This is a genomic window from Pseudomonas imperatae, from assembly GCF_057128625.1.
Genome location: NZ_JBSKHP010000004.1, coordinates 5,434 through 31,344 on the forward strand (window position 1 = coordinate 5,434; position 25,911 = coordinate 31,344).

29 protein-coding genes and 1 tRNA gene are annotated in these 25,911 nt (G+C 65.9%); 4 read left to right on the top strand and 26 right to left on the bottom strand.

Translation table 11 applies throughout. The features are described from left to right. Positions 1-337 precede the first annotated feature (337 nt). From ACWKWX_RS06345 to ccmA, 10 genes are read right to left on the bottom strand one after another with little or no spacing between them, the layout of a single operon-like run. The gene (locus ACWKWX_RS06345; protein ID WP_416423176.1) at positions 338-745 is read right to left on the bottom strand and encodes a hypothetical protein; all 408 of its coding nucleotides are present in this window, start codon (positions 743-745) and stop codon (positions 338-340) included. Between the two features lie 2 nt (positions 746-747). Continuing rightward, positions 748-1,950: a c-type cytochrome biogenesis protein CcmI gene (gene ccmI, locus ACWKWX_RS06350; protein WP_416423175.1), complete on the bottom strand. Its 1,203-nt coding sequence runs from the start codon at positions 1,948-1,950 to the stop codon at positions 748-750. Further along, complete coding sequence (locus tag ACWKWX_RS06355; RefSeq protein WP_476296970.1) at positions 1,947-2,417, bottom strand: cytochrome c-type biogenesis protein; 471 nt, start codon at positions 2,415-2,417, stop codon at positions 1,947-1,949. Before ACWKWX_RS06355 ends, ccmI begins: the two co-directional genes overlap by 4 nt. After that, positions 2,414-2,950 carry a DsbE family thiol:disulfide interchange protein gene (locus ACWKWX_RS06360; protein ID WP_416423173.1) on the bottom strand — a complete coding sequence of 179 codons (537 nt, stop codon included), beginning with the start codon at positions 2,948-2,950 and terminating at the stop codon, positions 2,414-2,416. Before ACWKWX_RS06360 ends, ACWKWX_RS06355 begins: the two co-directional genes overlap by 4 nt. Next, a complete protein-coding gene (locus ACWKWX_RS06365; RefSeq protein ID WP_483827241.1) occupies positions 2,947-4,920 on the bottom strand; it encodes a heme lyase CcmF/NrfE family subunit in 1,974 nt (657 codons plus the stop codon). The genes ACWKWX_RS06360 and ACWKWX_RS06365 overlap by 4 nt, the downstream gene beginning before the upstream one ends. Before the next feature lie 4 nt (positions 4,921-4,924). After that, a complete protein-coding gene (ccmE, locus tag ACWKWX_RS06370) occupies positions 4,925-5,392 on the bottom strand; it encodes a cytochrome c maturation protein CcmE (RefSeq protein WP_483827242.1) in 468 nt (155 codons plus the stop codon). Then, positions 5,389-5,565, bottom strand: a complete 177-nt coding sequence (gene ccmD, locus ACWKWX_RS06375; RefSeq protein ID WP_416423170.1) for a heme exporter protein CcmD — start codon at positions 5,563-5,565, stop codon at positions 5,389-5,391. The genes ccmE and ccmD overlap by 4 nt, the downstream gene beginning before the upstream one ends. Beyond that, entirely contained in the window at positions 5,562-6,320 is a 759-nt protein-coding gene (locus ACWKWX_RS06380) for a heme ABC transporter permease (RefSeq protein ID WP_416423169.1), read from the bottom strand. The genes ccmD and ACWKWX_RS06380 overlap by 4 nt, the downstream gene beginning before the upstream one ends. A gap of 59 nt (positions 6,321-6,379) precedes the next feature. Next, positions 6,380-7,051 (bottom strand): heme exporter protein CcmB, encoded by a 672-nt coding sequence (ccmB, locus tag ACWKWX_RS06385; protein ID WP_416423168.1) that lies wholly within the window; start codon positions 7,049-7,051, stop codon positions 6,380-6,382. After that, positions 7,048-7,680: a cytochrome c biogenesis heme-transporting ATPase CcmA gene (gene ccmA / locus ACWKWX_RS06390; RefSeq protein ID WP_483827243.1), complete on the bottom strand. Its 633-nt coding sequence runs from the start codon at positions 7,678-7,680 to the stop codon at positions 7,048-7,050. The genes ccmB and ccmA overlap by 4 nt, the downstream gene beginning before the upstream one ends. 193 nt (positions 7,681-7,873) lie before the next feature. Between ccmA and fliK the strand changes: the two genes are divergently transcribed. Beyond that, on the top strand, positions 7,874-9,433 hold the full coding sequence (gene fliK / locus ACWKWX_RS06395; protein ID WP_483827244.1) for a flagellar hook-length control protein FliK: 1,560 nt from the start codon (positions 7,874-7,876) through the stop codon (positions 9,431-9,433). Continuing rightward, positions 9,430-9,747, top strand: coding sequence for an EscU/YscU/HrcU family type III secretion system export apparatus switch protein (locus tag ACWKWX_RS06400; RefSeq protein ID WP_483827245.1), 318 nt, complete (start codon positions 9,430-9,432; stop codon positions 9,745-9,747). Before fliK ends, ACWKWX_RS06400 begins: the two co-directional genes overlap by 4 nt. An 80-nt stretch (positions 9,748-9,827) precedes the next feature. Here ACWKWX_RS06400 and uvrB read toward each other — a convergent pair whose 3' ends face one another. Continuing rightward, positions 9,828-11,843 carry an excinuclease ABC subunit UvrB gene (gene uvrB, locus ACWKWX_RS06405; RefSeq protein WP_416423164.1) on the bottom strand — a complete coding sequence of 672 codons (2,016 nt, stop codon included), beginning with the start codon at positions 11,841-11,843 and terminating at the stop codon, positions 9,828-9,830. A gap of 330 nt (positions 11,844-12,173) precedes the next feature. On the opposite strand from uvrB, the gene ACWKWX_RS06410 reads away from it, so the two are divergent. Then, positions 12,174-13,370, top strand: coding sequence for an amino acid aminotransferase (locus ACWKWX_RS06410; RefSeq protein ID WP_416423163.1), 1,197 nt, complete (start codon positions 12,174-12,176; stop codon positions 13,368-13,370). Between the two features lie 71 nt (positions 13,371-13,441). Beyond that, positions 13,442-13,517, top strand: a tRNA-Asn gene (locus tag ACWKWX_RS06415). Positions 13,518-13,622: 105 nt separating this feature from the next. On the opposite strand, the gene ACWKWX_RS06420 is transcribed toward ACWKWX_RS06415, so the two are convergent. The 15 genes from ACWKWX_RS06420 to fabD form a co-directional block, all read right to left on the bottom strand. After that, positions 13,623-14,006: a cupin domain-containing protein gene (locus tag ACWKWX_RS06420; RefSeq protein ID WP_483827246.1), complete on the bottom strand. Its 384-nt coding sequence runs from the start codon at positions 14,004-14,006 to the stop codon at positions 13,623-13,625. 166 nt (positions 14,007-14,172) lie between these two features. After that, positions 14,173-14,736: a DUF1285 domain-containing protein gene (locus tag ACWKWX_RS06425; RefSeq protein ID WP_483827247.1), complete on the bottom strand. Its 564-nt coding sequence runs from the start codon at positions 14,734-14,736 to the stop codon at positions 14,173-14,175. A 20-nt stretch (positions 14,737-14,756) separates the two neighbouring features. Then, complete coding sequence (locus ACWKWX_RS06430; RefSeq protein WP_416423156.1) at positions 14,757-15,362, bottom strand: DUF4823 domain-containing protein; 606 nt, start codon at positions 15,360-15,362, stop codon at positions 14,757-14,759. Between the two features lie 87 nt (positions 15,363-15,449). Beyond that, a complete protein-coding gene (locus ACWKWX_RS06435) occupies positions 15,450-16,418 on the bottom strand; it encodes a GTP 3',8-cyclase MoaA (protein WP_483827248.1) in 969 nt (322 codons plus the stop codon). 161 nt (positions 16,419-16,579) lie between these two features. Then, on the bottom strand, positions 16,580-17,215 hold the full coding sequence (locus ACWKWX_RS06440; protein WP_416423154.1) for a TetR/AcrR family transcriptional regulator: 636 nt from the start codon (positions 17,213-17,215) through the stop codon (positions 16,580-16,582). A gap of 374 nt (positions 17,216-17,589) precedes the next feature. Then, the gene (locus ACWKWX_RS06445; protein WP_473005853.1) at positions 17,590-18,375 is read right to left on the bottom strand and encodes a TatD family hydrolase; all 786 of its coding nucleotides are present in this window, start codon (positions 18,373-18,375) and stop codon (positions 17,590-17,592) included. 15 nt (positions 18,376-18,390) lie between these two features. Next, the gene (locus ACWKWX_RS06450) at positions 18,391-18,747 is read right to left on the bottom strand and encodes a PilZ domain-containing protein (protein ID WP_416423152.1); all 357 of its coding nucleotides are present in this window, start codon (positions 18,745-18,747) and stop codon (positions 18,391-18,393) included. Positions 18,748-18,807: 60 nt separating this feature from the next. After that, complete coding sequence (locus tag ACWKWX_RS06455) at positions 18,808-19,794, bottom strand: DNA polymerase III subunit delta' (protein WP_483827249.1); 987 nt, start codon at positions 19,792-19,794, stop codon at positions 18,808-18,810. Next, complete coding sequence (gene tmk / locus ACWKWX_RS06460; protein WP_416423150.1) at positions 19,787-20,419, bottom strand: dTMP kinase; 633 nt, start codon at positions 20,417-20,419, stop codon at positions 19,787-19,789. The genes ACWKWX_RS06455 and tmk overlap by 8 nt, the downstream gene beginning before the upstream one ends. Continuing rightward, a complete protein-coding gene (mltG, locus tag ACWKWX_RS06465) occupies positions 20,416-21,579 on the bottom strand; it encodes an endolytic transglycosylase MltG (protein WP_483827250.1) in 1,164 nt (387 codons plus the stop codon). Before mltG ends, tmk begins: the two co-directional genes overlap by 4 nt. 3 nt (positions 21,580-21,582) lie before the next feature. Further along, a complete protein-coding gene (gene pabC / locus ACWKWX_RS06470; RefSeq protein WP_416423148.1) occupies positions 21,583-22,398 on the bottom strand; it encodes an aminodeoxychorismate lyase in 816 nt (271 codons plus the stop codon). Continuing rightward, positions 22,398-23,642, bottom strand: coding sequence for a beta-ketoacyl-ACP synthase II (fabF, locus tag ACWKWX_RS06475; protein ID WP_416423147.1), 1,245 nt, complete (start codon positions 23,640-23,642; stop codon positions 22,398-22,400). The genes pabC and fabF overlap by 1 nt, the downstream gene beginning before the upstream one ends. A gap of 110 nt (positions 23,643-23,752) precedes the next feature. Next, positions 23,753-23,989, bottom strand: coding sequence for an acyl carrier protein (gene acpP, locus ACWKWX_RS06480; protein WP_003175607.1), 237 nt, complete (start codon positions 23,987-23,989; stop codon positions 23,753-23,755). A gap of 196 nt (positions 23,990-24,185) precedes the next feature. Next, positions 24,186-24,926, bottom strand: coding sequence for a 3-oxoacyl-ACP reductase FabG (gene fabG, locus ACWKWX_RS06485; protein WP_416423146.1), 741 nt, complete (start codon positions 24,924-24,926; stop codon positions 24,186-24,188). A 16-nt stretch (positions 24,927-24,942) separates the two neighbouring features. Then, complete coding sequence (gene fabD / locus ACWKWX_RS06490) at positions 24,943-25,884, bottom strand: ACP S-malonyltransferase (RefSeq protein ID WP_483827251.1); 942 nt, start codon at positions 25,882-25,884, stop codon at positions 24,943-24,945. Positions 25,885-25,911: the final 27 nt, after the last annotated feature.

A 25,911-nucleotide genomic window follows, 5' to 3' on the forward strand; every position in this document is an offset into this window, starting at 1 on the left:
ACGCGGCCTTTGGCCGCTGCTACGGGGGGGCTGCGTAGCAGCTGCCGCAGGCGGCGTCCGGGGCCAACGCGGTGTGGTTGGAAGAACGCGGTGCCTGGGGACGCGGCCTTCGGCCGCTGCTACGGGGGGTCTGCGTAGCAGCTGCCGCCAGGCGGCGTCCGGGGCCAATGCGGTGTGGCTGGAAGAACGCGGTGCCTGGGGACGCGGCCTTTGGCCGCTGCTACGGGGGGCTGCGTAGCAGCTGCCGCAGGCGGCGTCCGGGGCCAACGCGGGGTGGTTGGAAGAACGCGGAGCCTTTGGCCGCTGCTACGGGAAGGGGTATGCCCAATGCGGCGTGTTATTGGCCGTGCAGGCGGCCCAGGCCGGGTGGCACGCCGCCGGTGTCGGTGGCCTGCCAGGGGCCATCGAGGCTGGTGGCCCAGGTCCAGCCGCCGTTCCAGCGGTAGTAGGTGCGCTGGCGGTAGTAGGTGTCAGCCTGCCCTTCGAGCACGTACACGCCCAGTTTCGGCTCCCAGTGGCTGGCCCCGCCCGGTGGCGGCGCGAAGCTGGCCGAGGTGCGCGGCGCAGGCTTGCTGGCCGGGTTGCCAGGGGTCACGGGCAGAGGCCGGCCAGGCTGCGGCGCCGGGCGGGTCTGGGGCAGCGACGGGATGGTCGGGGCGCTGGGCTGCGGCTGCGGGTGTTGCACCGCACAGGCGCTCAGGCCCGCAATCAGGGTTAACAGGGAAACACGGGCAATGGCGTGCATGATCAGAGATCCGGGCTGTCGATGGTCAGGTTTTGCGGCGCGGTGGTGCTGCTGGCCAGGGGCTGGCTGCGGCCGACCCACTCGCCTTTGGTCGGCTGGCCGGCACGGGAGATGCGCGCGACAAGTTGGACCTCGGGAAAGTTCGACAGTTTCAGCTGCGGCATCATTGCATCGCCATCAGTAAGCTCGACGCTGGCCGGCAAGTCGGCCACGGTGAGGCGCTTAACCGCCAGCGGCATCGGCGGCCCGGAGGCGGCGCGGGCGAAGATGAACACGCTGTCGCCCGGCTGCACCTTGGCCTTCAGCTCGGCGCCCAGGTCGACGTGCACCTTGAGCAGCGCCGCGGCCTTCTCCGCCGGGGCCGCCGCCACGCTGCCACCGCCGGCGGTGATCTTGCCGGCGGCGCGCTGGATGCCACCCTGCAGGGCGGCGCGGGACGGATCGTCCGCCGGCAGCAGCACCAGCAGGCGTTGCCAGTAGTCCACGGCTTCCTGGTAACGCTGGCCCTCGAAGGCGGCGATGCCGCGCAGGCCCAGGCTGGTGACTTCCTTGGGGTCGGCCTTCAGCGCTTCGTCGGTCAGCGCCTGGATCTCCGGCGACCACTTCTTGTTGCTGGCGAAATACTCGGCCTGGGCCAACTGGCCCAGCACTTCGGGCTCGCGCCCGGCCACCGCCAGGGTGCGCTGGAACAGCCGCGCCGCGTCCGCAGGACGGTTCTGCGACATGTAGGTACGGCCGAGGAAGAACAGCCCCTGGGCTGAATCCGGCTGCGCAGCCACCGCACGCTCCAGGCGCTGGGTCATCTGCTCCATGGACGTGGGCGGCGTGGCGAACTCGCGGGTCAGCTCCACCTTGTCGCTGGAGCCAAAATGCAGGTACAGGCCCAGGCCCAACGCCGGCACCAGCAGCGCTGCCAGCAGCGGCAGCGGCCGGCCCAGGCGCGACACGCGGGCGCCGTCGGCCCCCTCGGTGTCGGCCAGCAGCTCGCGGGCGGCCTCGGCGCGGCCGGCCTCCAGCTGTTCGGCAGTGAGCACGCCCTCGACCTGTTGCGCCGAAAGTTCAGCGATGCGCTCCTGGTACAGGGCCACGTTCAGGGCGGTACGGTCTTCTTCCTGCTGGGCGCGACGGCCGCGCACCACGGGGATCAGCAAAAAGCCCAGGGCCACCAGCAACAGCAGGCCCACGGCAAGCCAGAAATCAATCATGGGTGTTCTTTATCCAACAAGGTGGCGAGGCGCGCGCGCTCTTCGGGGGACAATTCGGGTTCAGCGTCGGTGCCGGTGGCACGGCGGCGGCGGACGATCAGCAGGATCACGCCCACGCCACCCACCAGCAACACGCCGGGGCCGAACCACAGCAGCCAGGTGCGGGCGGTGAGCGCCGGCTTGTAGCGCACGAACTCGCCGTAGCGGTCGACCATGAAGTCGATGATCTGCTGGTTGTCCTTGCCCTCGCCCAGCATGCGGAAGATCTCCCGGCGCAGATCGGCGGCGATGGGCGCGTTGGAGTCGGCGATGTCCTGGTTCTGGCACTTGGGGCAGCGCAGTTCCTGGGTCAACTCGCGGTAACGGTCACGCTCGGCGTCGTTGGCGAACTGGTAAGTGTCGATGGCCGCCTGGGCCACGCCGGCCAGGCCCAGTGCCAGGCCGGCGGCGGCCAGCCAGCGCTTCATGGCCGGGCCTCGTCGACCAGGCCCTGGTACTGGCTGGCCAGCTGCTCGCGCCACACGGTGTCGTCGATCACGCCCACGTGCTTGTAACGGATCACGCCCTTCGCGTCGATGAGGAAGGTCTCCGGCGCGCCGTACACGCCCAGGTTCAGGCCCAGGCCGCCCTGCTCGTCGTTGATGTTGATCTGGTAGGGGTTGTGGAAGTCCTGCAGCCACTTCAGCGCGGCGGCGTTGTCATCCTTGTAGTTGACCCCGTAGATCACCACGCCCTGCTGGGCCAGCTTGGTCAGCACCGGGTGCTCGACACGGCAGGAAATGCACCAGGTGCCCCAGACGTTGACCAGTGCCGGCTTGCCTTTCAGGTCAGCCTCGGTCAGCGGCTTGCCATCCTGTACCGATGGCAGCGCGAACGCCGGGAACGGCTTGCCGATCATGGCCGACGGCAACTCCGAGGGGTCCAGGTACAGGCCGCGGTAGAGGAACACCGCCACCACGAGAAACAGTGCCAGGGGCACCAACAACATCCAGCGCTTCATGCGGCCGCTCCATCCAGACCCAATACATCACGCACCTTGGCGCGCACTTTCACCCGATACCGCCGGTCCATGGCTGCCAGCGCGCCACCCAGGGCGGTCAGCAGGCCGCCGAACCAGATCCAGCGCACGAACGGCTTGACGTGCACCCGCACCGCCCAGGCGCCATTTTCCAGCGGTTCGCCCAAGGCCACGTAGAGGTCACGGGTGAACCCTGCGTCGATGCCGGCTTCGGTCATCATCGACTGCTGCACGGTGTACAGGCGTTTTTCCGGGTACAGCACGGTCACGTCCTTGCCGTCCTTGCTGACGCGCAGGGTGCCGCGGTCAGAGGTGAAGTTCGGGCCACGATAGTGTTGCGCGCCGTCGAAAATGAAGTGGTAACCGGCCAGGTCCACGGCGTCGCCGGGCGCCATGCGCAGGTCGCGCTGGGCGCTGTGGCTGCTGGACAGCACCACGCCCAAGGCGCACACGGCAATGCCCAGGTGCGCCACGTGCATGCCCCAGTAGCTGCGGGTCAGGCTGCGGGCGCCGTTGAGCAGGCCCTTGTGGCGGGTCTTGTCGAGCAGGTCACGCACGCCGGCCAGCAGCACCCAGGCGGCCAGGGCAAACACGGTGAGAATGGCCCAGTCGAAGTTGTCCACCAGCAGGCCGCCGATCGGCGCCAGCACCACGGCGCCGATCAGCACCGGGGTGAGCATGCCGCGCAGCCACTGCAGCGGCGTGTCCTTCCAGCGCACCAGCACGCCCACCGCCATCACCACCATGAGGATGGCCATCAGCGGCACGAACAGCGCGTTGAAGTACGGCGGGCCCACCGACAGCTTGGCGCCGCTGATGGCGTCGAGCACCAGCGGGTACAGGGTGCCCAGCAAAATCATCGAGGCCGCCACCACCAGCACCAGGTTGTTGCCCAGCAGCAGCGTCTCGCGCGACCACAGGCCAAAGCCCACGTGGCTCTTGACCACCGGCGCACGCACGGCGAACAGGGTCAGCGAGCCGCCGACCACGCACAGCAGGAAGATCAGGATGAACACCCCGCGCGCCGGGTCCGAGGCGAAGGCATGCACCGAGGTCAGCACGCCGGAACGCACCAGGAAGGTCCCCAGCAGGCTCAGCGAGAACGCGGCGATGGCCAGCAGCACGGTCCAGCTCTTGAACACCCCGCGCTTCTCGGTGACCGCCAGCGAGTGAATCAGCGCGGTGCCCACCAGCCACGGCATGAACGAGGCGTTTTCCACCGGGTCCCAGAACCACCAGCCGCCCCAGCCCAATTCGTAGTAGGCCCACCAGGAGCCCAGGGTGATGCCGAAGCCCAGGAAGCTCCAGGCAACGATGGTCCAGGGCCGCGACCAGCGCGCCCAGGCGGCGTCCAGGCGCCCGCCAAGCAAGGCGGCGATGGCGAAGGCGAAGGCCACCGAGAAGCCCACGTAGCCCATGTACAGCATGGGCGGGTGGATGATCAGGCCGGGGTCCTGCAGCAGCGGGTTGAGGTCGGCGCCGTTGGCCGGCACCTGCGGCAGGATGCGCGCGAACGGGTCGGAGGTCAGGATCAGGAACAGCAGGAAGCCGGTGCTGATCATGCCCATCACCGCCAGCACCCGCGCCAGCATCACCTGTGGCAACTGGCGCGAGAACACCGACACCGCGAAGGTCCAGCCTCCGAGGATCAGCGCCCATAGCAGCAGCGAGCCTTCATGGGCGCCCCACACGGCGCTGAACTTGTAGTACCAGGGCAAGGCGCTGTTGGAGTTATTGGCCACGTAGCCGACGGAAAAGTCGTCGGTCATGAAGCTGTAGGTCAGGCTGCCAAAGGCAAAGGCCAGGAAGAAGAATTGCCCCCAGGCCGCCGGCTGGGCCAGGCCCATCCATTGGCGGTCGCCGCGCCAGGCGCCAAACAGGGGGACGGTGGCCTGCACCAGGGCAAAGCACAGGGCCAAAATCATGGCCAGGTGGCCGAGTTCGGGAATCATGGTCTCAACCTTCCTTGCCGGGCTGCGCCGGGGCGCCGGCAGCGGACTGGCCGCTGTCCTTCAACGCCTTGGTGACTTCCGGCGGCATGTATTTCTCGTCGTGCTTGGCCAGGATCTGGTCGGCCACCACCACGCCATTGGCGTCCAGCTTGCCCAGGGCGACGATGCCCTGCCCTTCGCGGAACAGGTCCGGCAGGATGCCGCGGTAGGTGATGGTGACGTGCTTGTTGAAGTCGGTGACCACGAAGCGCACGTCCAGCGAGTCCGCCGAACGCACCAGCGAGCCCTTCTCCACCATGCCGCCGGCGCGGATGCGGGTGTCCACCGGCGCTTCGCCGTTGGCGATCTGGGTGGGGGTGTAGAACAGGTTGATGTTCTGTTGCAGCGCGCTCAGGGCCAGGGCCACGGCCACGCCGAGTCCCACCAGCAGGCCGACGATGATCAACAGACGTTTCTTGCGCAGCGGATTCACTTGCCTTTCTCCCGGCGCAAACGGCGCGCCTCTTCCTGCAAATAGCGACGGCGCGCCAGCAGCGGCGCGGCGACGTTGTTGGCCAGCACCACCAGGCAGATGCCGTAGGCCGACCACACATAGGCACCATGATGGCCCATGGCGAGGAAATCGCCGAATGAAGCGAAATTCATACGCGACCCTCCAGCGCCTGCGCCACTTCGGCCTTGGCCCAGCTGCTGCGCGCCTCGCGCTTGAGCACTTCCAGGCGCATGCGCATCAGCAACACGGCGCCGAAGAAGCAGTAGAAGCCCAGTGCCGTGAACAGCAGCGGCAGCCACATTTCCGCGGGCATGGCCGGCTTTTCTGTCAGGCTGAAGGTGGCGCCCTGGTGCAGGGTGCTCCACCACTGCACCGAGTACTTGATGATCGGGATGTTCACCACGCCCACCAGCGCCAGCACCGCGCAGGCCTTGGCGGCGCTGTCGCGGTTAGTAATGGCATGGCCCAGGGCGATCAGCCCGACGTAGAGGAACAGCAGGATCAGCATCGACGTGAGGCGCGCGTCCCACACCCAGAACGTGCCCCAGGTGGGCTTGCCCCAGATGGAGCCGGTGAGCAGCGCCAGGGCGGTCATCCAGGCGCCGATGCGTGCGCCGCACTGCAGGGCGATGTCGGCGATCTTCATCTTCCACACCAGCCCCACCAGGCCGGCGACGGCGATCATCACGTAGCAGGACTGCGCCAGCATGGCCGCCGGCACGTGGATATAGATGATGCGGAAGCTGTTGCCCTGCTGGTAGTCCGGCGGCGCGAAGGCCAGGCCCCAGACTACGCCAATGGCCAACAGCAACGCCGCGGCGATGCTCAACCACGGCAGCAGGCGCCCGCTGATCCCGTAGAACCATTTGGGCGAGCCGAGTTTGTGAAACCAAGTCCAACTGATCACGCTGCTATTCATCACGGTGCATCCTGAATCTTCGCCAGCCCTCATGGGGGCTGGCATCATTATTCGCCGACGCTGATCTTCAGGCCAGCGGCTATCGCAAAGGGTGTGAGGGTGACAGCGAGGGCTGTCAGGCTACCCAGCCAAAGCAGGTAGCCGGCGGTCGGCATGCCTTGCAGGGCCGCCTGCAGGGCGCCACTGCCGAGAATCAGTACCGGTATGTATAAAGGCAGGATCACCAGCGCCAGCAACAGGCCGCCGCGCTTGAGCCCCACCGTCAGCGCCGCGCCCACCGCGCCCAGCAGGCTGAGCACCGGGGTGCCCAGCAGCAGCGAGGCCAGCAGCACCGGCAGGCACGCCACCGGCAGGCCCAGCATCAGCGCCAGCAGGGGTGACAGCAACACCAGCGACAGCCCGGAGAACGCCCAATGGGCCAGCACCTTGGCCAGCACCAGCAACGGCAGCGGGTGCGGCGACAGCACCCACTGCTCCAGGGAGCCATCTTCGAAATCACTGCGGAACAGGCCATCGAGCGAGAGCAGCACCGACAACAGCGCTGCTACCCAGACTAGCCCCGGTGACAGCGTGCGCAACAATTGCGCCTCCGGGCCTACCGCCAGGGGAAACAGGGCGATCACTATGGCGAAGAATACCAGCGGATTGATCAGTTCGGCAGGCCGGCGCACCAGCAGCCGCGCTTCGCGCTTGAGCAGTTGCAGGAATACGCCGCTCATGCTGCCCACCGCCCCAGGTCCAGCTCGCGGTAGCCGGCCGGCATCACCGTCAGGGTGTGGTGGGTGGTGAGGATGACTATGCCGCCGTTGTCACAGTGGGCGGCCAGGTGCGCCTCCAGCTGGGCCACGCCGTGCTTGTCGAGGGCGGTGAAGGGCTCGTCGAGGATCCACAGCGGCGGCGCCGGCAGGTACAGGCGCGCCAGGGCCACGCGGCGCTGCTGGCCGGCCGACAGGGTCTGGCACGGCACGTCCTCGAAACCGTGCAGGCCCACTGCCGCCAGGGCTTCCCAGATGGCGGCGCGGGAGGCCGGCTGGTGCAGCGCGCACAGCCAGGTGAGGTTTTCCTCGGCGCTGAGCACGTCCTTGATGCCGGCGGCGTGGCCGATCCACAGCAGCATCCGCGCCAGCGCCGCGCCCTGCCCGGCCAATGGCTTGCCGCCCAGCAGCACCTGGCCGGCAGTAGGTTGCATCAAACCGGCAAGCAGGCGCAGCAGGCTGGTCTTGCCGCTGCCGTTGGGGCCGCTGACCTGCAGCATGTCGCCGGGGCCGACGGCCAGCTCCAGCTGCTCGAACAGCATCCGCCAGTCACGCTCGCACGCCAGGGCCTGGGCTTGGAGATGAGGAATCAAACGAAGACCTTATCAATCGGATAAAGGGTACAGGCGCCGTTCAAGTGCGCGCCGCCGTTGCCGTTAAACTGGCATCGGCGTACTTTTTGCAAGCGTTCGACGTGCACTGTATACAAGCTTCGAAAAAGTTGGTGCCGCATTATACATATCGCCCCCCACTGCCATCATGGCAATTTCCGCAGGCCAGGCCTCCATGACTGATATCACCAGCCTTCCCACCCAACTGCCGTCGGCCAGCGCGTTGCGCGCCAGCGTCAGTAGCGGCGACGTGCTGAAGCTGCTGACCTCGCTCGACGGCCTGCTGGACGTGGGCGACAGCGCCAGCGGCCAGGTGCTGTCGAGCAAGGGTGGCGCTGGCCAGCCGTTCCAGGTGGTGCTGTCGCTGGTCACTGCCAACGGCGACAAGGCCACGGTGCAGGCTACCAGCCAGCAACCCCTGGCCCAGGGCGCCCAAGTGACGGTCACGCAGCTGGCCTCGGGCAATCTGGCGGTCACGGTGCAGCAGGCCAAGGCCAGCAGCGTCAGCACCCTCACCCAGTTGGATACCCAACAATTGCCGGTGGGCACCCTGGTGCAGGGCAAGGTGCTGAGCAGCCAGTTCCAACCGCAGACGGCCAATTACCGCTCGCTGGTCACCCTGCTCAACACCGCCATGGCCGGCAGCACCCTGGAAATCGACAGCCCCGGGCCGCTGCGGCTGGGCAGCCTGCTCAGCGCGCAGGTGCAAGGCAGTCAAAGCCTGAGCTTCCTGCCCCTGGGCGGGCGGTTGGAGCAGCTGGCGGTCAGCCAGCAGCTGCAAACCCAGCAAAGCCGCCAAGGCTCGCTGGAAGGCCTGCTGGCGGCGCTGCAGAACCTGAGCGACAGCAGCGAGGTGGGTGACGACCTGCGCGCCAGCGCCAGCCGCCTGCTGGCCAGCCTGCCGGACATTCGCCAACTGACCGACGCCCGCGGCGTGGCCCAGGCCCTGAACGCCAGCGGCCTGTTCCTGGAAGCGCAACTGCTGACCCCGCAGAACGGCGCCCAGCCCGACGACCTGAAAAGCAGCCTGCTGCGCCTGGTGGCGCAAATTCTGCCCAACCTGCCGGGCAATGCCCCGTTCAACCCTGCCGACGCCGCCAAGGCGCTGGCCAACGCCCTGCCCGGCTACGTGCGCACTGCGCTGGGCACGCTCGGCCAGATCGGCGACAAGCCCGACACCAGCAGCTTCCCCCTGCCCGCGCGGTTGCTGGGCGGCGCCGAGGGTGAAAACGACTTGCAGAATTTGCTGCGCCTGGCCTCGGCGGCGGTGTCGCGGCTACAGAGCCACCAGCTGTCGAGCCTGGCCCAGAGTGGCATGAGCGAGGACGGCAAGGTGCTGACCACCTGGCAGTTGGAAATCCCCATGCGCAACCAGCAGGACATCGTGCCCCTGCAGGTGCGCGTGCAGCGTGAGGACGAACCCCAGGAGCAGGCCGCGCAACCCCAGGAACGGCGGGAAAGTAAAGACCCCTTGTGGCGCGTGGACCTGGCCTTCGACCTGGACCCGCTGGGCCCCTTGCAGATCCAGGCGCAGCTGTTGCGCGGCAGCCTCAGCGGCCAGCTGTGGGCACAGTGGCCTGCCACCGCACGGCTGATCGACAGCGAGCTGGGCAACCTGCGCCAGCAGCTGCTGGCCGCAGGCCTGGCCGTCAGCGACCTGCAATGCCACCAGGGCACGCCGCCCCAGGGCCCGAGCACGCAACTGGAACAACGCTGGGTGGATGAAACCGCATGACTGCCAAAGCCCCCCGTCAGGCCATTGCCCTGACCTACGACGGCCAACAGGCCCCGACCCTCACCGCCAAGGGCGACGATGAACTGGCCGAGGCCATCCTGGCCATCGCCCGGGAATACGAGGTGCCGATCTACGAGAACGCCGAGCTGGTGAAGCTGCTGGCGCGGCTGGAGCTGGGCGACAGCATCCCCGAGGCGCTGTACCGCACCATCGCCGAAATCATCGCCTTCGCCTGGAACTTGAAGGGCAAGTACCCCCAGGGGTTTGACCCAAGCCCGGCGCCAGTGGAGCGCGATATCACCCCACCCTCATGACGCGCCCCTTGTGGGAGCTGGCTTGCCAGCGAGTTGTGGGGGCCCGAAAAACTCGCTGGCAAGCCAGCTCCCACTAAAGATCAGACATTCAGCAAACGCTCGCGCAACTTGCCAATCTCGTCGCGCATCTGCGCCGCCGCTTCGAACTCCAGGTCGCGGGCCAACTGGTACATCTTCTCTTCCAGCTGGCGAATACGCTTGTTGATCTCGCTGGGCGAGCGCAACTCGTTCTCGTACTTGGCGTTTTCCTCGGCGGCCTTGGCCATGCCCTTGCGTTTCTTGCTACGCGAGCCGGGCACGGTGGCGCCTTCCATGATGTCGGCGACGTCCTTGACCACCCCCTGGGGGACAATGCCGTTGGCTTCGTTGAAGGCCACCTGCTTCTCGCGCCGGCGCTCGGTCTCGCCGATGGCGCGCTCCATGGAACCGGTCATGCGGTCGGCGTACAGAATCGCCCGGCCGTTGAGGTTCCGCGCGGCGCGGCCGATGGTCTGGATCAGCGAACGGTCAGAGCGCAGGAAACCTTCCTTGTCGGCGTCGAGAATCGCCACCAGCGACACCTCGGGCATGTCCAGGCCTTCACGCAGCAGGTTGATACCCACCAGCACATCGAAGGTCCCCAGGCGCAGGTCGCGAATGATCTCCACCCGCTCCACGGTGTCGATGTCCGAGTGCAGATAGCGCACCTTCACATCGTGGTCGGCCAGGTAATCGGTGAGGTCTTCGGCCATGCGTTTGGTCAGCACCGTCACCAGCACCCGCTCCTCGATGGCCACCTGCTTGCGGATCTCCGAAAGCAAATCGTCCACCTGGGTCAGCGCCGGACGCACTTCCACCAGCGGGTCCACGAGGCCGGTGGGGCGCACCACCTGCTCGATCACCCGGCCGGCGTGCTCTTCTTCATACTTGCCCGGCGTGGCCGAAACGAAAATGGTCTGCGGGCTCACCCCTTCCCACTCGTCGAAGCGCATGGGCCGGTTGTCCAGCGCCGACGGCAGGCGGAAGCCGTACTCCACCAGGGTTTCCTTGCGCGAACGATCGCCCTTGTACATCGCCCCCACCTGGGGAACGCTGACGTGGGATTCGTCGATCACCAGCAGCGCATCAGGCGGCAGGTAATCGTACAAAGTGGGCGGCGGCGCGCCCGCCGGGCGGCCCGACAGGTAGCGCGAGTAGTTTTCGATGCCGTTGCAGTAGCCCAGCTCCAGCATCATTTCCAGGTCGAAACGGGTGCGCTGCTCCAGGCGCTGGGCCTCCACCAGCTTGTTGGTGTCGCGCAAATAGTCCAGGCGCTCCTTGAGCTCTTCCTTGATGCCTTCGATGGCCTCGAGCAAGGTCTCGCGCGGGGTCACGTAGTGGCTCTTGGGGTAGAAGGTGAAGCGCGGCAGCTTGCGGATGACCTCGCCGGTAAGCGGGTCGAACGCCGACAGGCTCTCCACCTCGTCGTCGAACAGCTCGATACGGATGGCTTCCAGGTCCGACTCCGCCGGGTACACGTCAATCACGTCGCCGCGCACCCGGAAGGTGGCGCGGGCAAAATCCATCTCGTTGCGGGTGTACTGCAGGTCGGCCAGGCGGCGCAGCAGCGCGCGCTGGTCGAGCTTGTCGCCGCGGTCCACGTGCAGCACCATTTTCAGGTAGGTCTCGGGGCTGCCCAGGCCGTAGATGCACGACACCGTGGTGACGATGATGGCGTCCTTGCGCTCCAGCAGCGCCTTGGTGGCCGACAGGCGCATCTGCTCGATGTGGTCGTTGATCGACGAGTCCTTCTCGATGAAGGTGTCGGACGACGGCACGTAGGCCTCCGGCTGGTAGTAGTCGTAGTAGGAAACGAAATACTCCACGGCGTTGTTGGGGAAGAACGCCTTGAACTCGCCGTACAGCTGCGCCGCCAGGGTCTTGTTCGGCGCCAGCACCAGGGTCGGCCGCTGCACCTGGGAGATCACGTTGGCGATGCTGAAGGTCTTGCCCGAGCCCGTCACGCCGAGCAGGGTCTGGTGCGCAAGGCCGGCTTCGATGCCCTCCACCATCAGGCGGATGGCCTCGGGCTGGTCGCCGGCGGGCTGGAAACGGGTGACGAGCTGGAACTCGGACATGGCGAACCTCTTGGTCATCGGCAGGACGCGCCCTGCAGACGAAAACGATCACGGGCGGCAACCGACGCCTGTATTTATAGACAGTATCTTATACCCCAAGTGGTGTTTTGCGGTGTCAGTTTCAAGATAAGGCCTACAAGGTTATTGGACCGCGCCCACATCGAAATGACTAACGGTGTAAAAAAAAAGCGAAATTGGGCCGGAAAACCTGCATCAAGCTGTCGCAGGTGCAAGCAAGGATCTCTATACTGACTCCCCGTTTGTGCACCGCTCTAGTGCATTTTTGGAGCGGTGTACCCCCATTACCCTCCAATCAGAGCTACGGTAAAAATGAGCCTGTTTTCTGCTGTCGAATTGGCACCCCGCGATCCTATCCTGGGCCTGAACGAAGCGTTCAACGCTGACACCCGCACCGACAAGATCAACTTGGGCGTAGGCGTGTACAGCGACGAACAAGGGCGAATCCCCTTGCTGCGTGCCGTCGTCGAAGCCGAGACCGCACGTGTTGCCCAGCACGCCGCCCGCGGCTACCTGCCGATCGACGGCATCGCCGCCTACGACCAGGCCGTGCAGAAACTGCTGTTCGGCGCCCAGTCGCCACTGTTGGCCGAAGGCCGCGTGGTCACCGTGCAGGCCGTTGGCGGCACCGGCGCACTGAAAATCGGTGCCGACTTCCTCAAGCAGCTCTCGCCCAACGCCGTCGTCGCCATCAGCGACCCAAGCTGGGAAAACCACCGCGCCCTGTTCGAAACCGCCGGCTTCCCGGTGCAGAACTACCGCTACTACGACGCCGCCACCAATGGCGTCAACCGTGCCGGCCTGTTCGAAGATCTGAACGCCCTGCCCAACGGCTCCATCGTCGTGCTGCACGCCTGCTGCCACAACCCGACCGGCGTCGACCTGACCCCCGAAGACTGGAAGCAAGTGCTGGAAACCGTCAAGGCCAAGGGCCATGTGCCGTTCCTGGACATGGCCTACCAGGGCTTTGGCGACGGCATCGACGAAGACGCCGCCGCCGTGCGCCTGTTCGCCGAGTCGGGCCTGACCTTCTTTGTCTCCAGCTCGTTCTCCAAGTCGTTCTCGCTGTACGGCGAACGCGTTGGCGCGCTGTCGATCGTCACCGAGTCCAAGGAAGAAAGCACCCGCGTGCTGTCCCAGGTCAAGCGCGTGATCCGCACCAACTACTCCAACCCGCCTACCCACGGCGCCATGATCGTCGCCACCGTGCTGAACAGCCCTGAGCTGCGCGCCATGTGGGAAGCCGAACTGGCCGAAATGCGCCTGCGCATCCGTGGCATGCGCAACCAGATGGTCGAAGGCCTGGCCGCCGCCGGCGCCAACCGCGACTTCGGTTTCGTCGGCCTGCAGCGCGGCATGTTCTCCTACTCGGGCCTGACCGCCGCCCAGGCCCAGCGCCTGCGCAGCGACTTCGGCATCTACGCCCTGGACACCGGCCGCATCTGCGTGGCAGCCCTGAACCAGAGCAACATCGACCGCGTGATCAAGGCGATCGTTGCCGTGCTGTGATGCCGTTCAGCGGGAGAAGTTAACAAAAGGTGTTGACTTCTCCTTTTGAATCAGTAACATAGGCACCAGATTCCGCGATAGCTCAGTTGGTAGAGCAAATGACTGTTAATCATTGGGTCCCTGGTTCGAGTCCAGGTCGTGGAGCCAAAACATAACGAAGCCCCTCTTTTAGAGGGGCTTTGTCGTTTCTGGGGCTTGAAAATGCGTAGCGGCGCCCGGGACGCGGCCTGGCGGCCGCTGCTACAGGATGGGTTACTGGCCGTACGGCTCCAGCACCTGCTGGTCCTGCCCTTTCAACACCCACACCAACAACTTCGCCGGCTGAGTCTTGCTGGCATTGCGCGACACCAGGTGCACGGTGCCGGCCGGCTCGTACCAGTACTGCCCCTGCTTGTAGGTCACCGGCGCCTGGCCCTTGAGCTGCGACACCACGCTGCCTTCGAGCACGTAGGCCATCACCGAGCCGGGGTGGCTGTGGGCGTCGGAGGCCTGGCCGGGGGCGTAGTCGACGGTGAGCATGATGGCCTGCTGGCCCGGGGCGTTGGGTGGGCTCTGCTGTTGCAGGATCTTGACGTTGTCGTGGGCGAAGGCGCTGGTGGACAGCAGGGCGGTGGCGAGCAGAATGCGCAGGTTCATCTTCGTGGCCTCTTTTTTTGGGGGGATGAGGTGAAGATAGGCCCAGCCGCCGTGGCGTTAAAGCGCCAATGGAGTGGAAAAGGGGGTGGCCAATGGTGCCGGACGCGGCCTGCGGCCGCTGCTACGCAGCCCCCGTAGCAGCTGCCGAAGGCGGCGTCCTGCACTGTCAGGGCTCGAGACCTATGGGGAAGAACTGCCCACTGCTCCACACGCCCAGCCAGCGCTGGCCGTCGATTTCGCGCACGCTGGCCAGTTCGACCAGTTGGTAGAAGACGTTGCGGTGCACCAGTGCCTCGAGGTTGCTGCGCACCAGCAGGTATGGCGCCGGTTCCTGGGTGGCAGGGTCGGTCTCCACCCACAGGGGGTGGTCGGCGTCGGCCACCACGCCATCGTCGACGTTGGTGGTGAAGCGCAGCACCTGGGCTTCGCCCTGCCCCTCCACGTCCAGGGTCACGGCGACGAAGGGCGCGTCGTCGACGGTGATGCCGACCTTCTCCACCGGGGTCACCAGCACGTAGTCGTCGCCATCGCGGCGCAGGATGGTGGAGAACAGGCGCACCATGGGCTTGCGGCCGATGGGCGTGCCCAGGTAGTACCAGGTACCGTCCCGGGCGATGCGCATGTCGATGTGGCCGCAGAAATCGGGGTTCCACAGGTGCACGGGCGGCAGGCCCTTGCCGCTGCTGGGGATCTGCGCCAACAGATCGTTCGCCTTGCCTGCACCACTCATGCCTTGCTCCTGTAACCGCTTTACGGGCGACTCATGCCCAACAGGATACGAGCGTAATCCTCCAGCGGCGGCTCTAGCAAATCTTCCGGCTTCTGGTTGTGGATGCTCAGCAGGCCACCGCGCATGCGGATGGTGGCGCTGTCGATCAGGTAGCGGGTGTTGGTTTCGATCAGCATCACCTGGATGGTGCCGTTGTCCACGCCCAGGCGGTCGACGGCTTCCTGGTCGGCCCACTCGTCGGCGTTGCCGATACGGTCATCGGCGTTGGCGAAGCGGGTGTACAGCAGGTAGCTGGCGCCGGCGCTGCGAGCCTCGCCCAGAGCTTGCTCCAGGCCCAGGGGCGCGCGGGCGCGGCGGACCATGGGGAAGTAGTCGATGAAGCCGTTGAACGCCGCCTCGGCCACCACGTTAGGCTTGGGGTAGGCGCTGCCCGGCGGGGCGAAGGCGCCCTGGCCGATGTAGATGAACGAATCCGGCTGCAGGCGGAAGTTGTTCAGGCGGCGGGTGTTGCTGTGGTTCAGCACACCGGCGTCGCTCAATTGTTCGCGGGTGGCTTCACCCATATCGCTCACACTCATGCAGCCGCCCAACGCCAACAGCGCGAGCAGCAAGACCAGGCTACGCATCTTTCCTCCAGAGGCCGGTGACGGAAAACCGGCGAATAGCCGCGTGATGCAGCTTTTGCGCCAGTCTGCGTATCCGCCCCGCAAGGTTTAACCGCCGATGATCTTCATCACCGTGGCGCCGCCCGAAAACGCCACCTCCTGCTTGTCGCCCAGGGCCTTCTGCAGCAGGCCCTGCAGGGCCGGCAGCGCCTGTTCGCGGGGCAGTTCCAGCAGGTCGCCGACGTAGTGGCGGTTGCTGGAGGACAGGCAGCCGTGCAGCCACCCGGTGGACGACAGGCGCAAGCGCGAGCAGGTCCGGCAGAACGGCACGCTCTCGTTGGCGATCACGCCAAAATAACCACGCCCTGGCACCTCGTAGCGCAACGCGGTGGCGTCCACCGGTGCGCTGGCTTGCTGGTACTCGTAGTGTTCGCCGATCAGCGCCAGCAGGGCGTCAAGGCCGATGAACTGGGCGTGAAAGCCGGCGCTGTCGCGGGCCAGGTGGCCCATGCGCATCAGTTCGATGAAACGCAGCTCGAAGCCGCGGTCCAGGCAATAGTCCAGCAGCGGCAGCACCTGGTCGACGTTGCGCCCGCGCAGCGGCACCATATTGACCTTGATGCGCAAGCCCGCCGCCCGCGCCCGCTCCAGGCCGTCGAGCACAGTGCGCAGGTCGCCGCCACGGGCGATGGCGCGGAAGGCGTCGGGGTCCAGGGTGTCGAGGGAGACATTGAGGCGGCGGATGCCGGTGTCCAGCAGCAGCGGCAGCTTGCGCGACAGCAGCTGGCCGTTGGTGGTGAGGCTGATGTCCGCAAGGCCCAGCGGCGCGACGCCGTGCAGGAACTCTTCAAGGCGTGGGCTGACCAGCGGTTCGCCGCCGGTGATGCGCAGCCGCTCGATGCCGGCGGCTTCGATCAGGTACTGCACGCCGCGCACCAGGGCGGCGGCGGACAGCTCGTCCTGCGCGGCCACCAGGCGCTTGCCATCGGGCACGCAGTAGGTGCAGGCGTAGTTGCAGGCCGCCGTCAGGCTGACGCGCAGGTTGCGAAAGGACCTGCCTTGACGATCGACGATCATGATGACTCCGGCATGGGGGAAGCGGACTGCGAAAATCTGACCGAAAAGTCAGGTTTTTGCAAGCCCCACACATACTTGAGTATGGACCGCGCCATGGGGGTTGGCTTGCCAGCGAGCTTGCCGCAATCAAAAGCTCGCTGGCAAGCCAGCTCCCACAGGGGTTAGGCGGACGGTTCGCTGTCGCGCTTGCGCTTGTTGCCCATGCGCACGCCGATGTCCATCAGGAACTGGAAGAAGCCTTCCTGGTCTTCCAGCACGTTGCTCCAGAACGGCGAGTGGTACAGCGCCACGGCGCCGTGCACCAGGGCCCAGGAGGCGCAGTAGTGGAAGTACGGCGGCACGTCCTCGAGCTTGCCCTCGGTGATGCGGCCCTTGATCAGCAGCGTCAGGCGGTCGAAGTTGGAGGCGCGGATCTTGTGCAGCTCCTCGACCATCTCCGGCACCTGGTTGCCCTTCACCACCTTCTCTTCCAGGCGGTCGAACAGGCGGTAGCGCTGCGGGTCACGCATGCGGAATTCGAAGTAGGCGCGCGACAGGGCTTCCTTGTCGCGGTCGACGTCCGCCGAATGCAGCAGTTCGTTCAAGTCGCGCTCGTAGTCGAGCATCAGGCGCAGGTAGATCTCCGCCTTGGACTTGAAGTGCTTGTAAATCGTGCCTTTGCCGATGCCCACGGCATCCGCGATCATCTCGACGGTGACGCTGTCTTCACCCTGTTCCAGGAACAGTTTGAGCGCGGTGTCGAGGATCTCTTGCTCCCGGCGACGAAACTCACGGACCTTACGAGGTTCTTTCTGCATAAGAAGGACTGGATCAAAATCGAAGGCCGGTATTATGCCTAACTTGCAGCAAATTGCACGGAAGTTCCAACCATGACAGCGGTTGCCGACACGTGCCGGTACAATTTTACCACCTGTTTTTTGACGCTTTCAGGGCCCAACCAAGCCAAGAGCACTCAATGGACGCGGACGTATTCCAAATCTGTTTAAAAAACGCTCAATCGCCGGTGGCATAGTGCGCAGGCTAGCCAATACTTGAAGTGTCGACGTGCTCATACCCCCCAAGTGAGACGCCGATAAAGGTGTCAATGGATCGCACGCCTTTGTTTTACTCCTAATGGTCTTAACCCGGATTCACCCCCCAGAACCCGGGTTTTTTTTGCCCCGGATTTGCCTCAGCCGGCGACGTGGGCCAGCGGGAACAGCCGCTTGAAGTTGGCGGTGGTCTGCTCGGCCAGTTGCTCGTAGCTTTCGCCACGCACCAGCGCCAGGAATTCGGCGACTTCGCGCACGTACTGCGGCAGGTTGGGCTTGCCGCGGTGCGGGATGGGCGCCAGGTACGGCGAGTCGGTCTCCACCAGCAGGCGGTCGGCCGGCACCTGGCGGGCGACGTCGCGCAGGGCGTCGGCGTTGCGGAAGGTGACGATGCCCGACAGGGAGATGTAATAGCCCATGTCCAGCGCCGCCTTGGCCATGTCCCAGTCCTCGGTGAAGCAGTGCAGCACGCCAGCCTGGGGCAGTTTGGCCTCGCGCAACAGGTCGAGGGTGTCGGCGCGGGCGCCGCGGGTGTGGATGATCACCGGCTTGCCGGTGATGCTGGCCGCTTCCAGGTGCAGGCGGAACGAGGCCTGCTGCAGCTCGGCGGCCTCGGGCTCGTAGTGGTAGTCCAGGCCCGTCTCGCCGATGGCCACCACGCGCGGGTGGTCCAGCTCTTCGAGCAGCCACTTCAGGGCTGGCGCTTCACCGGGCTTGAGGTCCAGCGGGTGGATGCCCACCGAACAGTCGACGTCGGCGTATTGCTCGGCCACGGCCTTGACCGCGCCGGCGTTGTCGGCGCTGACGCCGATGCACAGGAAGTGCCCTACCCCGCGGTCACGGGCCGCCTGCAGGGCGGCATCGAGGGAACCGTCGTGCTGGGCCAGGTCCAGACGATCGAGGTGGCAGTGGGAATCGACAAGCATGGGCATTGGGGCAACTTACATCGTATGAGTGGGGCGGTCGGACTTGATGGCGCCGGCCAGGTAGGTTTCGATCTTGTTACGGGCGGTGTTGTCACCGTCGTTGAACTGCACGCCGACACCGGCGGCGCGGTTGCCCTGGGCGCCCTTGGGGGTGATCCAGGCGACACGGCCGGCGACCGGGATCTTCTCCGGCTCGTCCATCAGGTTCAGCAGCATGAACAGCTCATCGCCCAGCTTGTAGCTCTTGCTGGTGGGGATGAACAGCCCGCCGTTCTTGATGAACGGCATGTAGGCGGCGTAGAGCACCGACTTGTCCTTGATGGTCAGGGACAGGATGCCGTTGCGCGGGCCGGGATTGACTGGCTGATTCATTGAAATTCCTCGATTGCGCCAACTACTGAGGGCCCACCCCGGTGGGCCCCGCTACGCTCTTCAAGCCTGGCCGGGCAAGCCTGCCCAGGACACCAGCAACGCTTCGAGCAACAACACCCGGTTGAGGTTGGCCTTGGCCAGCACCTTCTGGCGCTGCGCCAGGATCCAGTCCTGCGCGGCCAGGACCTTGCCCTGCCCGCTCTTCTGCGCCAGGTACTGCACCACCTTGCGCATGTCCCCCAAGCCTAACCCCTCCTCGTCCTGCGTCAACTGGTAGCGCAGGATCAGGTTGGACCAGTCGCAGAACCAGTCGAACAGCAGCAGCAACGGGATGGCGTTCCAGCTTTCCGCCAGCTGCGTGGGCGAGGCCTGCTGCTTGAGCAGCTTCTTCACCCCGTCCACCACCAGCGCGCGCTGTTCGACCACGCCCTGGGCCTGCAGGCGCACCGCCACCAGCGGCGAGCCAGCGGCCAGGGTCAGCAGCTCTTCGCGCTGCTCGGGCGTGCACTCGGGCAAGGCGCCGGCCAGCCAGTCCAGGCTCATGGCCTGCCTGGGCAGCGGGCAGGCCTGCTGCACGCAACGGCTCTTGATGGTGGGCAGCAGGCGGCTGGGCTGGTGGCTGACCAGCAGCAGCACGGTGTTGCCCGAGGGTTCCTCAAGGCTTTTGAGCAAGGCGTTGGCGGCGTTGATGTTCATGGCCTCCACCGGCTCGATCAGCACCACCTTGCGCCCGCCCAACTGGGCGGTCTGCACCACGAAGCTGACCAGGTCGCGCACCTGGTCGACCTTGATGGCCTTGTCGGCCTCCTCGGGTTCCAGGATGTAGTTGTCCGGGTGGCTGCCTGCTGCCAGCAGGTGGCAGGACTTGCACTGCCCGCAGGCGGCCAGCCCCTGGGGCTGCTGGCACAACAGCAAGGCCATCAGGCGCTCGGCCAGGGCACGCTTGCCGATGCCCTGGGGGCCATACAGCAGGTACGCGTGGGCGTGCTGGCTACGGCCGGCCAGGTGCTGCCAGAGGCTGTCCTGCCACGGGTAGCCCTCAGCCACGGGCGCGCGCCTCGATGCCAGGCAGCAGGCTGTCGAGTTGCTGCTGCACCTCGCCCAGGGTCAGGGCGGCGTTGACCAGGGTGTAGCGCTCGGGCGCCGCGGCGGCCCGTTGCAGGTAGGTGTTGCGCACCGCGTCGAAGAAGGCCCGGCCTTCCTGCTCGAAGCGGTCCAGGCGGCCACGCGCGGTGGCGCGGGCCAGGCCCACTTCCACCGGCAGGTCGAACACCAGGGTCAGGTCGGGGCGCAGATCACCCTGGACGAAGGCTTCCAGGCTGGCGATGCGCGCGTGGCTGAGGCCGCGGCCGCCGCCCTGGTAGGCGTAGGTGGCATCGGTGAAGCGATCGCACAGCACCACCGCGCCACGGGCCAGCGCCGGGCGAATTACTTCGCTCAGGTGCTGGGCGCGGGCGGCGAACACCAACAGTAGCTCGGTGTCGGCGTGCATGGCTTCGTCGCTGGGGGCCAGCAGCAGTTCGCGGATGCCCTCGGCCAGCGGCGTGCCGCCCGGTTCGCGGGTCAGCACCACGTCCAGGCCGGCAGCGCGCAGGCGCTCGGCCAGGTACTCGCGATTGGTGCTCTTGCCCGCGCCTTCGGGGCCTTCAAGGGTAATGAATAAACCGCTCACTGGCTGTCCTTCTGAGTGTCTTGGGGCGCACCGGCTTTGCTGTCGGTGGCCGTGTCGGGGCTTGCCGCCGGTACCGTCGGCGGCTGCGTGGCCGCGTCCTGGCCCGGCGCGGGTGCCGGCACCGGGGCGGGCGCAGGGCTGGACCGGTAGTCGGCGCGGCGCTTGAGCTGGAACTCGCGCACGGCGTTGTTGTGCTCGTCGAGGTCGTCGGAGAACACATGGCTGCCGTCGCCGCGGGCGACGAAATACAGGCTGGTGCCGCTGGCCGGGTTCAGCGCGGCATGCAGCGCCTCGCGGCCGACCATGGCGATCGGCGTGGGCGGCAGGCCGGCGTTGGTGTAGGTGTTGTACGGCGTTGGCTCGTGCAGGTCGGCGCGGGTCAGCTTGCCGGTGTAGCGCTCGCCCATGCCGTAGATCACCGTGGGGTCGGTCTGCAGCAGCATGCCGGTGGCCAGGCGGCGCACGAACACGCCGGCGATCTGCGAGCGCTCCTGGGGCACGCCGGTTTCCTTCTCCACCAGCGAAGCCATGATCAGCGCCTGGTAGGGCTGGTCATACGGCGCATCAGGGGCACGGTCGGTCCACTCCTTGGCCAGCACCTCGTCCAGGCGGCTGTAGGCCTGGCCCAGCAGCTCGGCGTCGGTCATGCCGCGCACGTACTTGTAGGTGTCGGGGAAGAACCGGCCTTCGGGGAACACGCCTTCATGGCCCAGGCGGGTCATGACCTCGGCGTCGCTCAGCCCGGCCAGGGTGTGCTTGAGCTTCTCCTGCTTGTCGAGGGCAGCGCGCACCTGGCGGAAGTTCCAGCCTTCCACCAGGGTCAGGTTGTACTGCACCACCTCACCGCGCTGCCACACGCCCAGCAGGTCCTTGAGGGTCATGCCCGGGGTCAGGCGGTACTCGCCGCTGTGCAGCGGCGTGCCGGCCAGATTGAAGCGCCAGTACAGGCGCAGCCAGAAGGCATCGCGCAGCGTGCCCTTGGCCTGCATGCGCATGAAGGTGCCGGTGGGCGTGGAGCCATTGGGCACGTCCAGGAGGTCTTCCTGGGCGACATTAAGGGTTTGGTCCAGTGCGCTGTGCACTTTCCAGGCGGCAACGCCCAGCGTCAGGCCTGCCAGGATAACCAGGGTCTCCAGCAGCACCAAGAATTTACGTCTCACGAATCACACATCCAATAGTGCGCGGGCAAGGCTCTGCAGTTTACGGGTGAGCGGCCCCGGCGACCAGTTCAGTGACGCGAAAGCGCGAACGGGCCAGATGCCATACACGCTGTTGCAGACGAACACTTCGTCGGCCTGCCACAGGTCTTCAGGCCACAGGTCGCGGACCTGCACGGGAATGCCCAGGGCAGCCGCCTGGGCCAACAGCTCGGCGCGCATGACCCCAGCGACGCCACAGCGCACCAGATCAGCGGTCAGCAACTGACCGTCACGCACCAGGAACAGGTTGCTGAACACGCCTTCGACCAGGCGCCCGGACATATCCCGCATCAAACCTTCGGCAAAGTCCGGGCCGGACCATTCGGCGCGCGCCAGCACCTGCTCCAGGCGGTTGAGGTGCTTGAGGCCCGCCAGCAGCGGCTGTTCGGCCAGGCGCGTGGCGCAGTCGAACAGGCGCACGCCTTGCTCGGCATGGGCAGCGGGGTAAGCGGCGGGCGGGTTGCCCTGGACCAGGCGCCGGGCCGGCGCCAGGGGGTCGGCGGCGTAGCCGCGCTGGCTGTCGCCACGGGTGACGATGAGCTTGAGCACACCTTCGCCCAGCTGCGCGGCACAGGCCGCCAGTTCAGCCTCGACCAGGGCCGCGTCAAGGCTGATTGCCAGGCGCTGGCAACCCTGCAGCAGGCGCTGCAGGTGGCGCGCCAGCAACAGCGGCTGGCCGGCCTTGACGGCGATGGTCTCGAACAGCCCATCGCCATAGGCCAGGCCGCGGTTCTTCAGCGCCAGCGTGTCCGCCGGCACGCCGTCGACCCAACTGAGCATCAGCCGTTGAACCGGCGGAACACCAGCGAGCCGTTGGTGCCACCAAAGCCGAACGAGTTGGACAGCACCACGTCGATCGGCATGTTGCGCGCCTGATGCGGGACGAAGTCCAGGTCGCAGCCTTCGTCAGGCTCGTCCAGGTTGATGGTGGGCGGCGCCACCTGGCTGTTGATGGCCAGGACGCTGAAGATCGCTTCCACCGCGCCCGCGGCACCCAGCAGGTGACCGGTCATGGACTTGGTCGAGCTGACCGCGAGCTTGTAGGCGTGGTCGCCGAACACCGACTTGATGGCCGAGGCTTCCGCCAGGTCACCCGCCGAGGTGGAGGTACCGTGGGCGTTGATGTACTGCACATCGCTGCCGTTCACGCCAGCGTCGCGCAGGGCGTTGGCCATGCAGCGGGCGGCACCCGCGCCGTCTTCGGGCGGCGAGGTCATGTGGTAGGCGTCACCGCTCATGCCAAAGCCCACGAGCTCGGCGTAGATGGTGGCGCCACGCGCCTTGGCGTGCTCCAGCTCTTCGAGCACCAGGGCACCGGCGCCGTCGGACAGCACGAAGCCATCACGGCCCTTGTCCCACGGGCGGCTGGCCCGGGTTGGCTCGTCGTTGCGGGTGGACAGCGCGCGGGAGGCACCGAAGCCGCCCATGCCCAGGCCACAGGCAGCCATTTCGGCGCCACCGGCAATCATCACGTCGGCTTCGCCGTAGGCGATGTTGCGCGCCGCCATGCCGATGCAGTGCGTACCGGTGGTACACGCCGTGGCGATGGCGTAGTTGGGCCCCTGCACGCCCAGGTGGATGGACAGGAAACCGGAAATCATGTTGATGATCGAACCCGGCACGAAGAACGGCGAAATCCGACGCGGCCCGGAGGCGTGCAGGATCTTGCAGGTTTCCTCGATGTTGGTCAGGCCACCGATACCCGAGCCCATGGCCACGCCAATGCGCTCACGGTTGGCATCGGTCACTTCCAGGCCGGCGTTACGCACTGCCTGGAAACCGGCCGCCAGGCCGTACTGAATGAACAGGTCGAGCTTGCGGGCTTCCTTGACCGACAGGTACTCCTCGACGTTGAAGCCTTTGACCGAGCCGCCAAAACGGGTGGAGTAGGCAGAAAGGTCGGTATGCTCGATCAGACCAATGCCACTGCGGCCAGCCAGAATGCCCTGCCAGGTGCTCGGCACATCCGTGCCCAGTGGCGACAGCATACCCATACCGGTGACCACGACGCGTCTACGCGACACAGCGCTCTCCTTATTCTAGGAACAACCTTTACATCTCATCTAAAGAAAAAACCGCACGCCAGCAAAGGCAGTGCGGTTTTTCCATGACAAGAAGCTGCGATTACAAAGTCTTAAGCCTGGTGGCTGGTGACGTAATCGATAGCGGCTTGAACAGTAGTGATCTTCTCAGCTTCTTCGTCAGGGATTTCGGTCTCGAATTCCTCTTCCAGAGCCATCACCAGCTCAACGGTGTCAAGGGAATCGGCACCCAGATCTTCTACGAAGGAAGCAGTGTTCACGACTTCTTCTTCTTTAACGCCCAGTTGCTCGGCGACGATTTTCTTGACGCGTTCTTCGATGGTGCTCATACCTTGTTTTCACTCCTAATGGACATAAGTCAGGCAGCTGGCCAGTGTGCAAGTTTATAGGAAGGCTTCGGCATTTCAAGCTGAAAGCGTCGGTTCCCGATCACACTCACCCGCCACCTAGAATTTGGATGCAGCTTTATAACGGATTTTGAACGACACGTATGACATTTTTTTGAAGCAATCCGTCACATTTCACTTACATGTACATGCCGCCGTTGACCGGGATAGTAGCACCGGTCACATAGGCTGCACCTTCCGAGGCCAGGAAAGCCACCACTTTCGCGATTTCTTCGGCCTGGCCCAGGCGACCCAGAGGGATCTGGGTCTGCAAGGCTTCACGCTGCGCTTCAGGCAGCTCACGGGTCATGTCGGTGTCGATGAAACCAGGGGCCACCGAGTTGACCGTGATTGCACGCGAGCCCACTTCACGGGCCAGCGCGCGGCTGAAGCCCTCGAGGCCCGCCTTGGCAGCAGCGTAGTTCACCTGGCCGACGTTGCCCATGGCACCGACGACCGAACCAATGCTGATGATACGACCCCAGCGCGCCTTGGTCATGCCGCGCAGCACGCCCTTGGACAGCCGGTACAGGCTGTTGAGGTTGGTATCGATGACATCATGCCACTCATCATCCTTCATGCGCAGCATCAAATTGTCGCGGGTGATGCCGGCGTTGTTGACCAGGATGGTGGGTGCACCGAACTGTTCAGTGATGGTCGCCAGTACGGCGGCGACGGATTCGTCGCTGGTCACGTTCAGCTCGAGGCCGGTGCCCTGCACGCCGTTTTCCTTGAGGGTGGCGGCGATGCGCTCGGCGCCCGAGGCCGACGTGGCGGTACCGATGACGGTAGCGCCCATACGGCCCAGTTCCAGGGCGATAGCCTGGCCAATGCCACGGCTGGCGCCGGTAACCAGTGCAACTTTACCTTGCAGGCTCATGCAGGCTTCTCCTATTTCAGGCCTTCGCCGCCGCAACAGCGGCAACGAACGCGTCTGGGGTATTCAGGTTTTCAGTGCTGACGCCATCGGCGCAGCGCTTGTTCAGGCCAGCCAGGACCTTGCCCGGGCCGCATTCGACCAGGCGCGGGGCGCCGTTGGCAGCCAGGTACTGCACCGACTCGACCCAGCGGACCGGCTTGTACAGCTGCTCCAGCAGGTCGCGCTTGAGGGTGTCCAGGTCTGCCGGCACCGCGGCGCTGACGTTCTGCACCACCGGGATCTGCGGGGCCTGCCAGTCGATGGCGTTGATCGACTCGGCGAAGCGTTCGGCAGCAGGCTTCATCAGCGCGCAGTGCGACGGCACGCTGACCGGCAGCGGCAGAGCGCGCTTGGCACCGGCTGCCTTGAGCAGCTCGATGGCACGCTCCACGGCAGCCGCCGAGCCGGCAATCACCACCTGGCCCGGGGAGTTGAAGTTCACCGCGCTGACCACCTCGCCCTGGGCCGCTTCGGCGCAGGCGTTGACCACTACGGCGTCGTCCAGGCCCAGGATGGCAGCCATGGCGCCCTGCCCAGCGGGCACGGCTTCTTGCATCAGTTGGCCACGGCGCTCCACCAGCTTGACCGCGTCAGCCAGGCTCAGGCAGCCAGCGGCCACCAGGGCGCTGTATTCGCCCAGGCTGTGGCCAGCAACGAATGCCGGGCGCTCGCCACCTTCGGCCAGCCACAGGCGCCACAAGGCCACCGAGGCTGCCAGGATGGCAGGCTGGGTCTTGTCAGTCTGGTTGAGGCTTTCTACCGGACCTTCCTGGATCAACGCCCACAGGTCGTAACCCAGCGCGTCGGAAGCTTCCTTGAACGTTTCCAGCACCAGCGGGTACTGGGCGCCCAGCTCGGCGAGCATGCCCAGGGACTGGGAACCTTGCCCTGGAAAGACAAATGCGAGGGATGCAGACATTTAACAAGCCCTTATTGATCTTGTCGT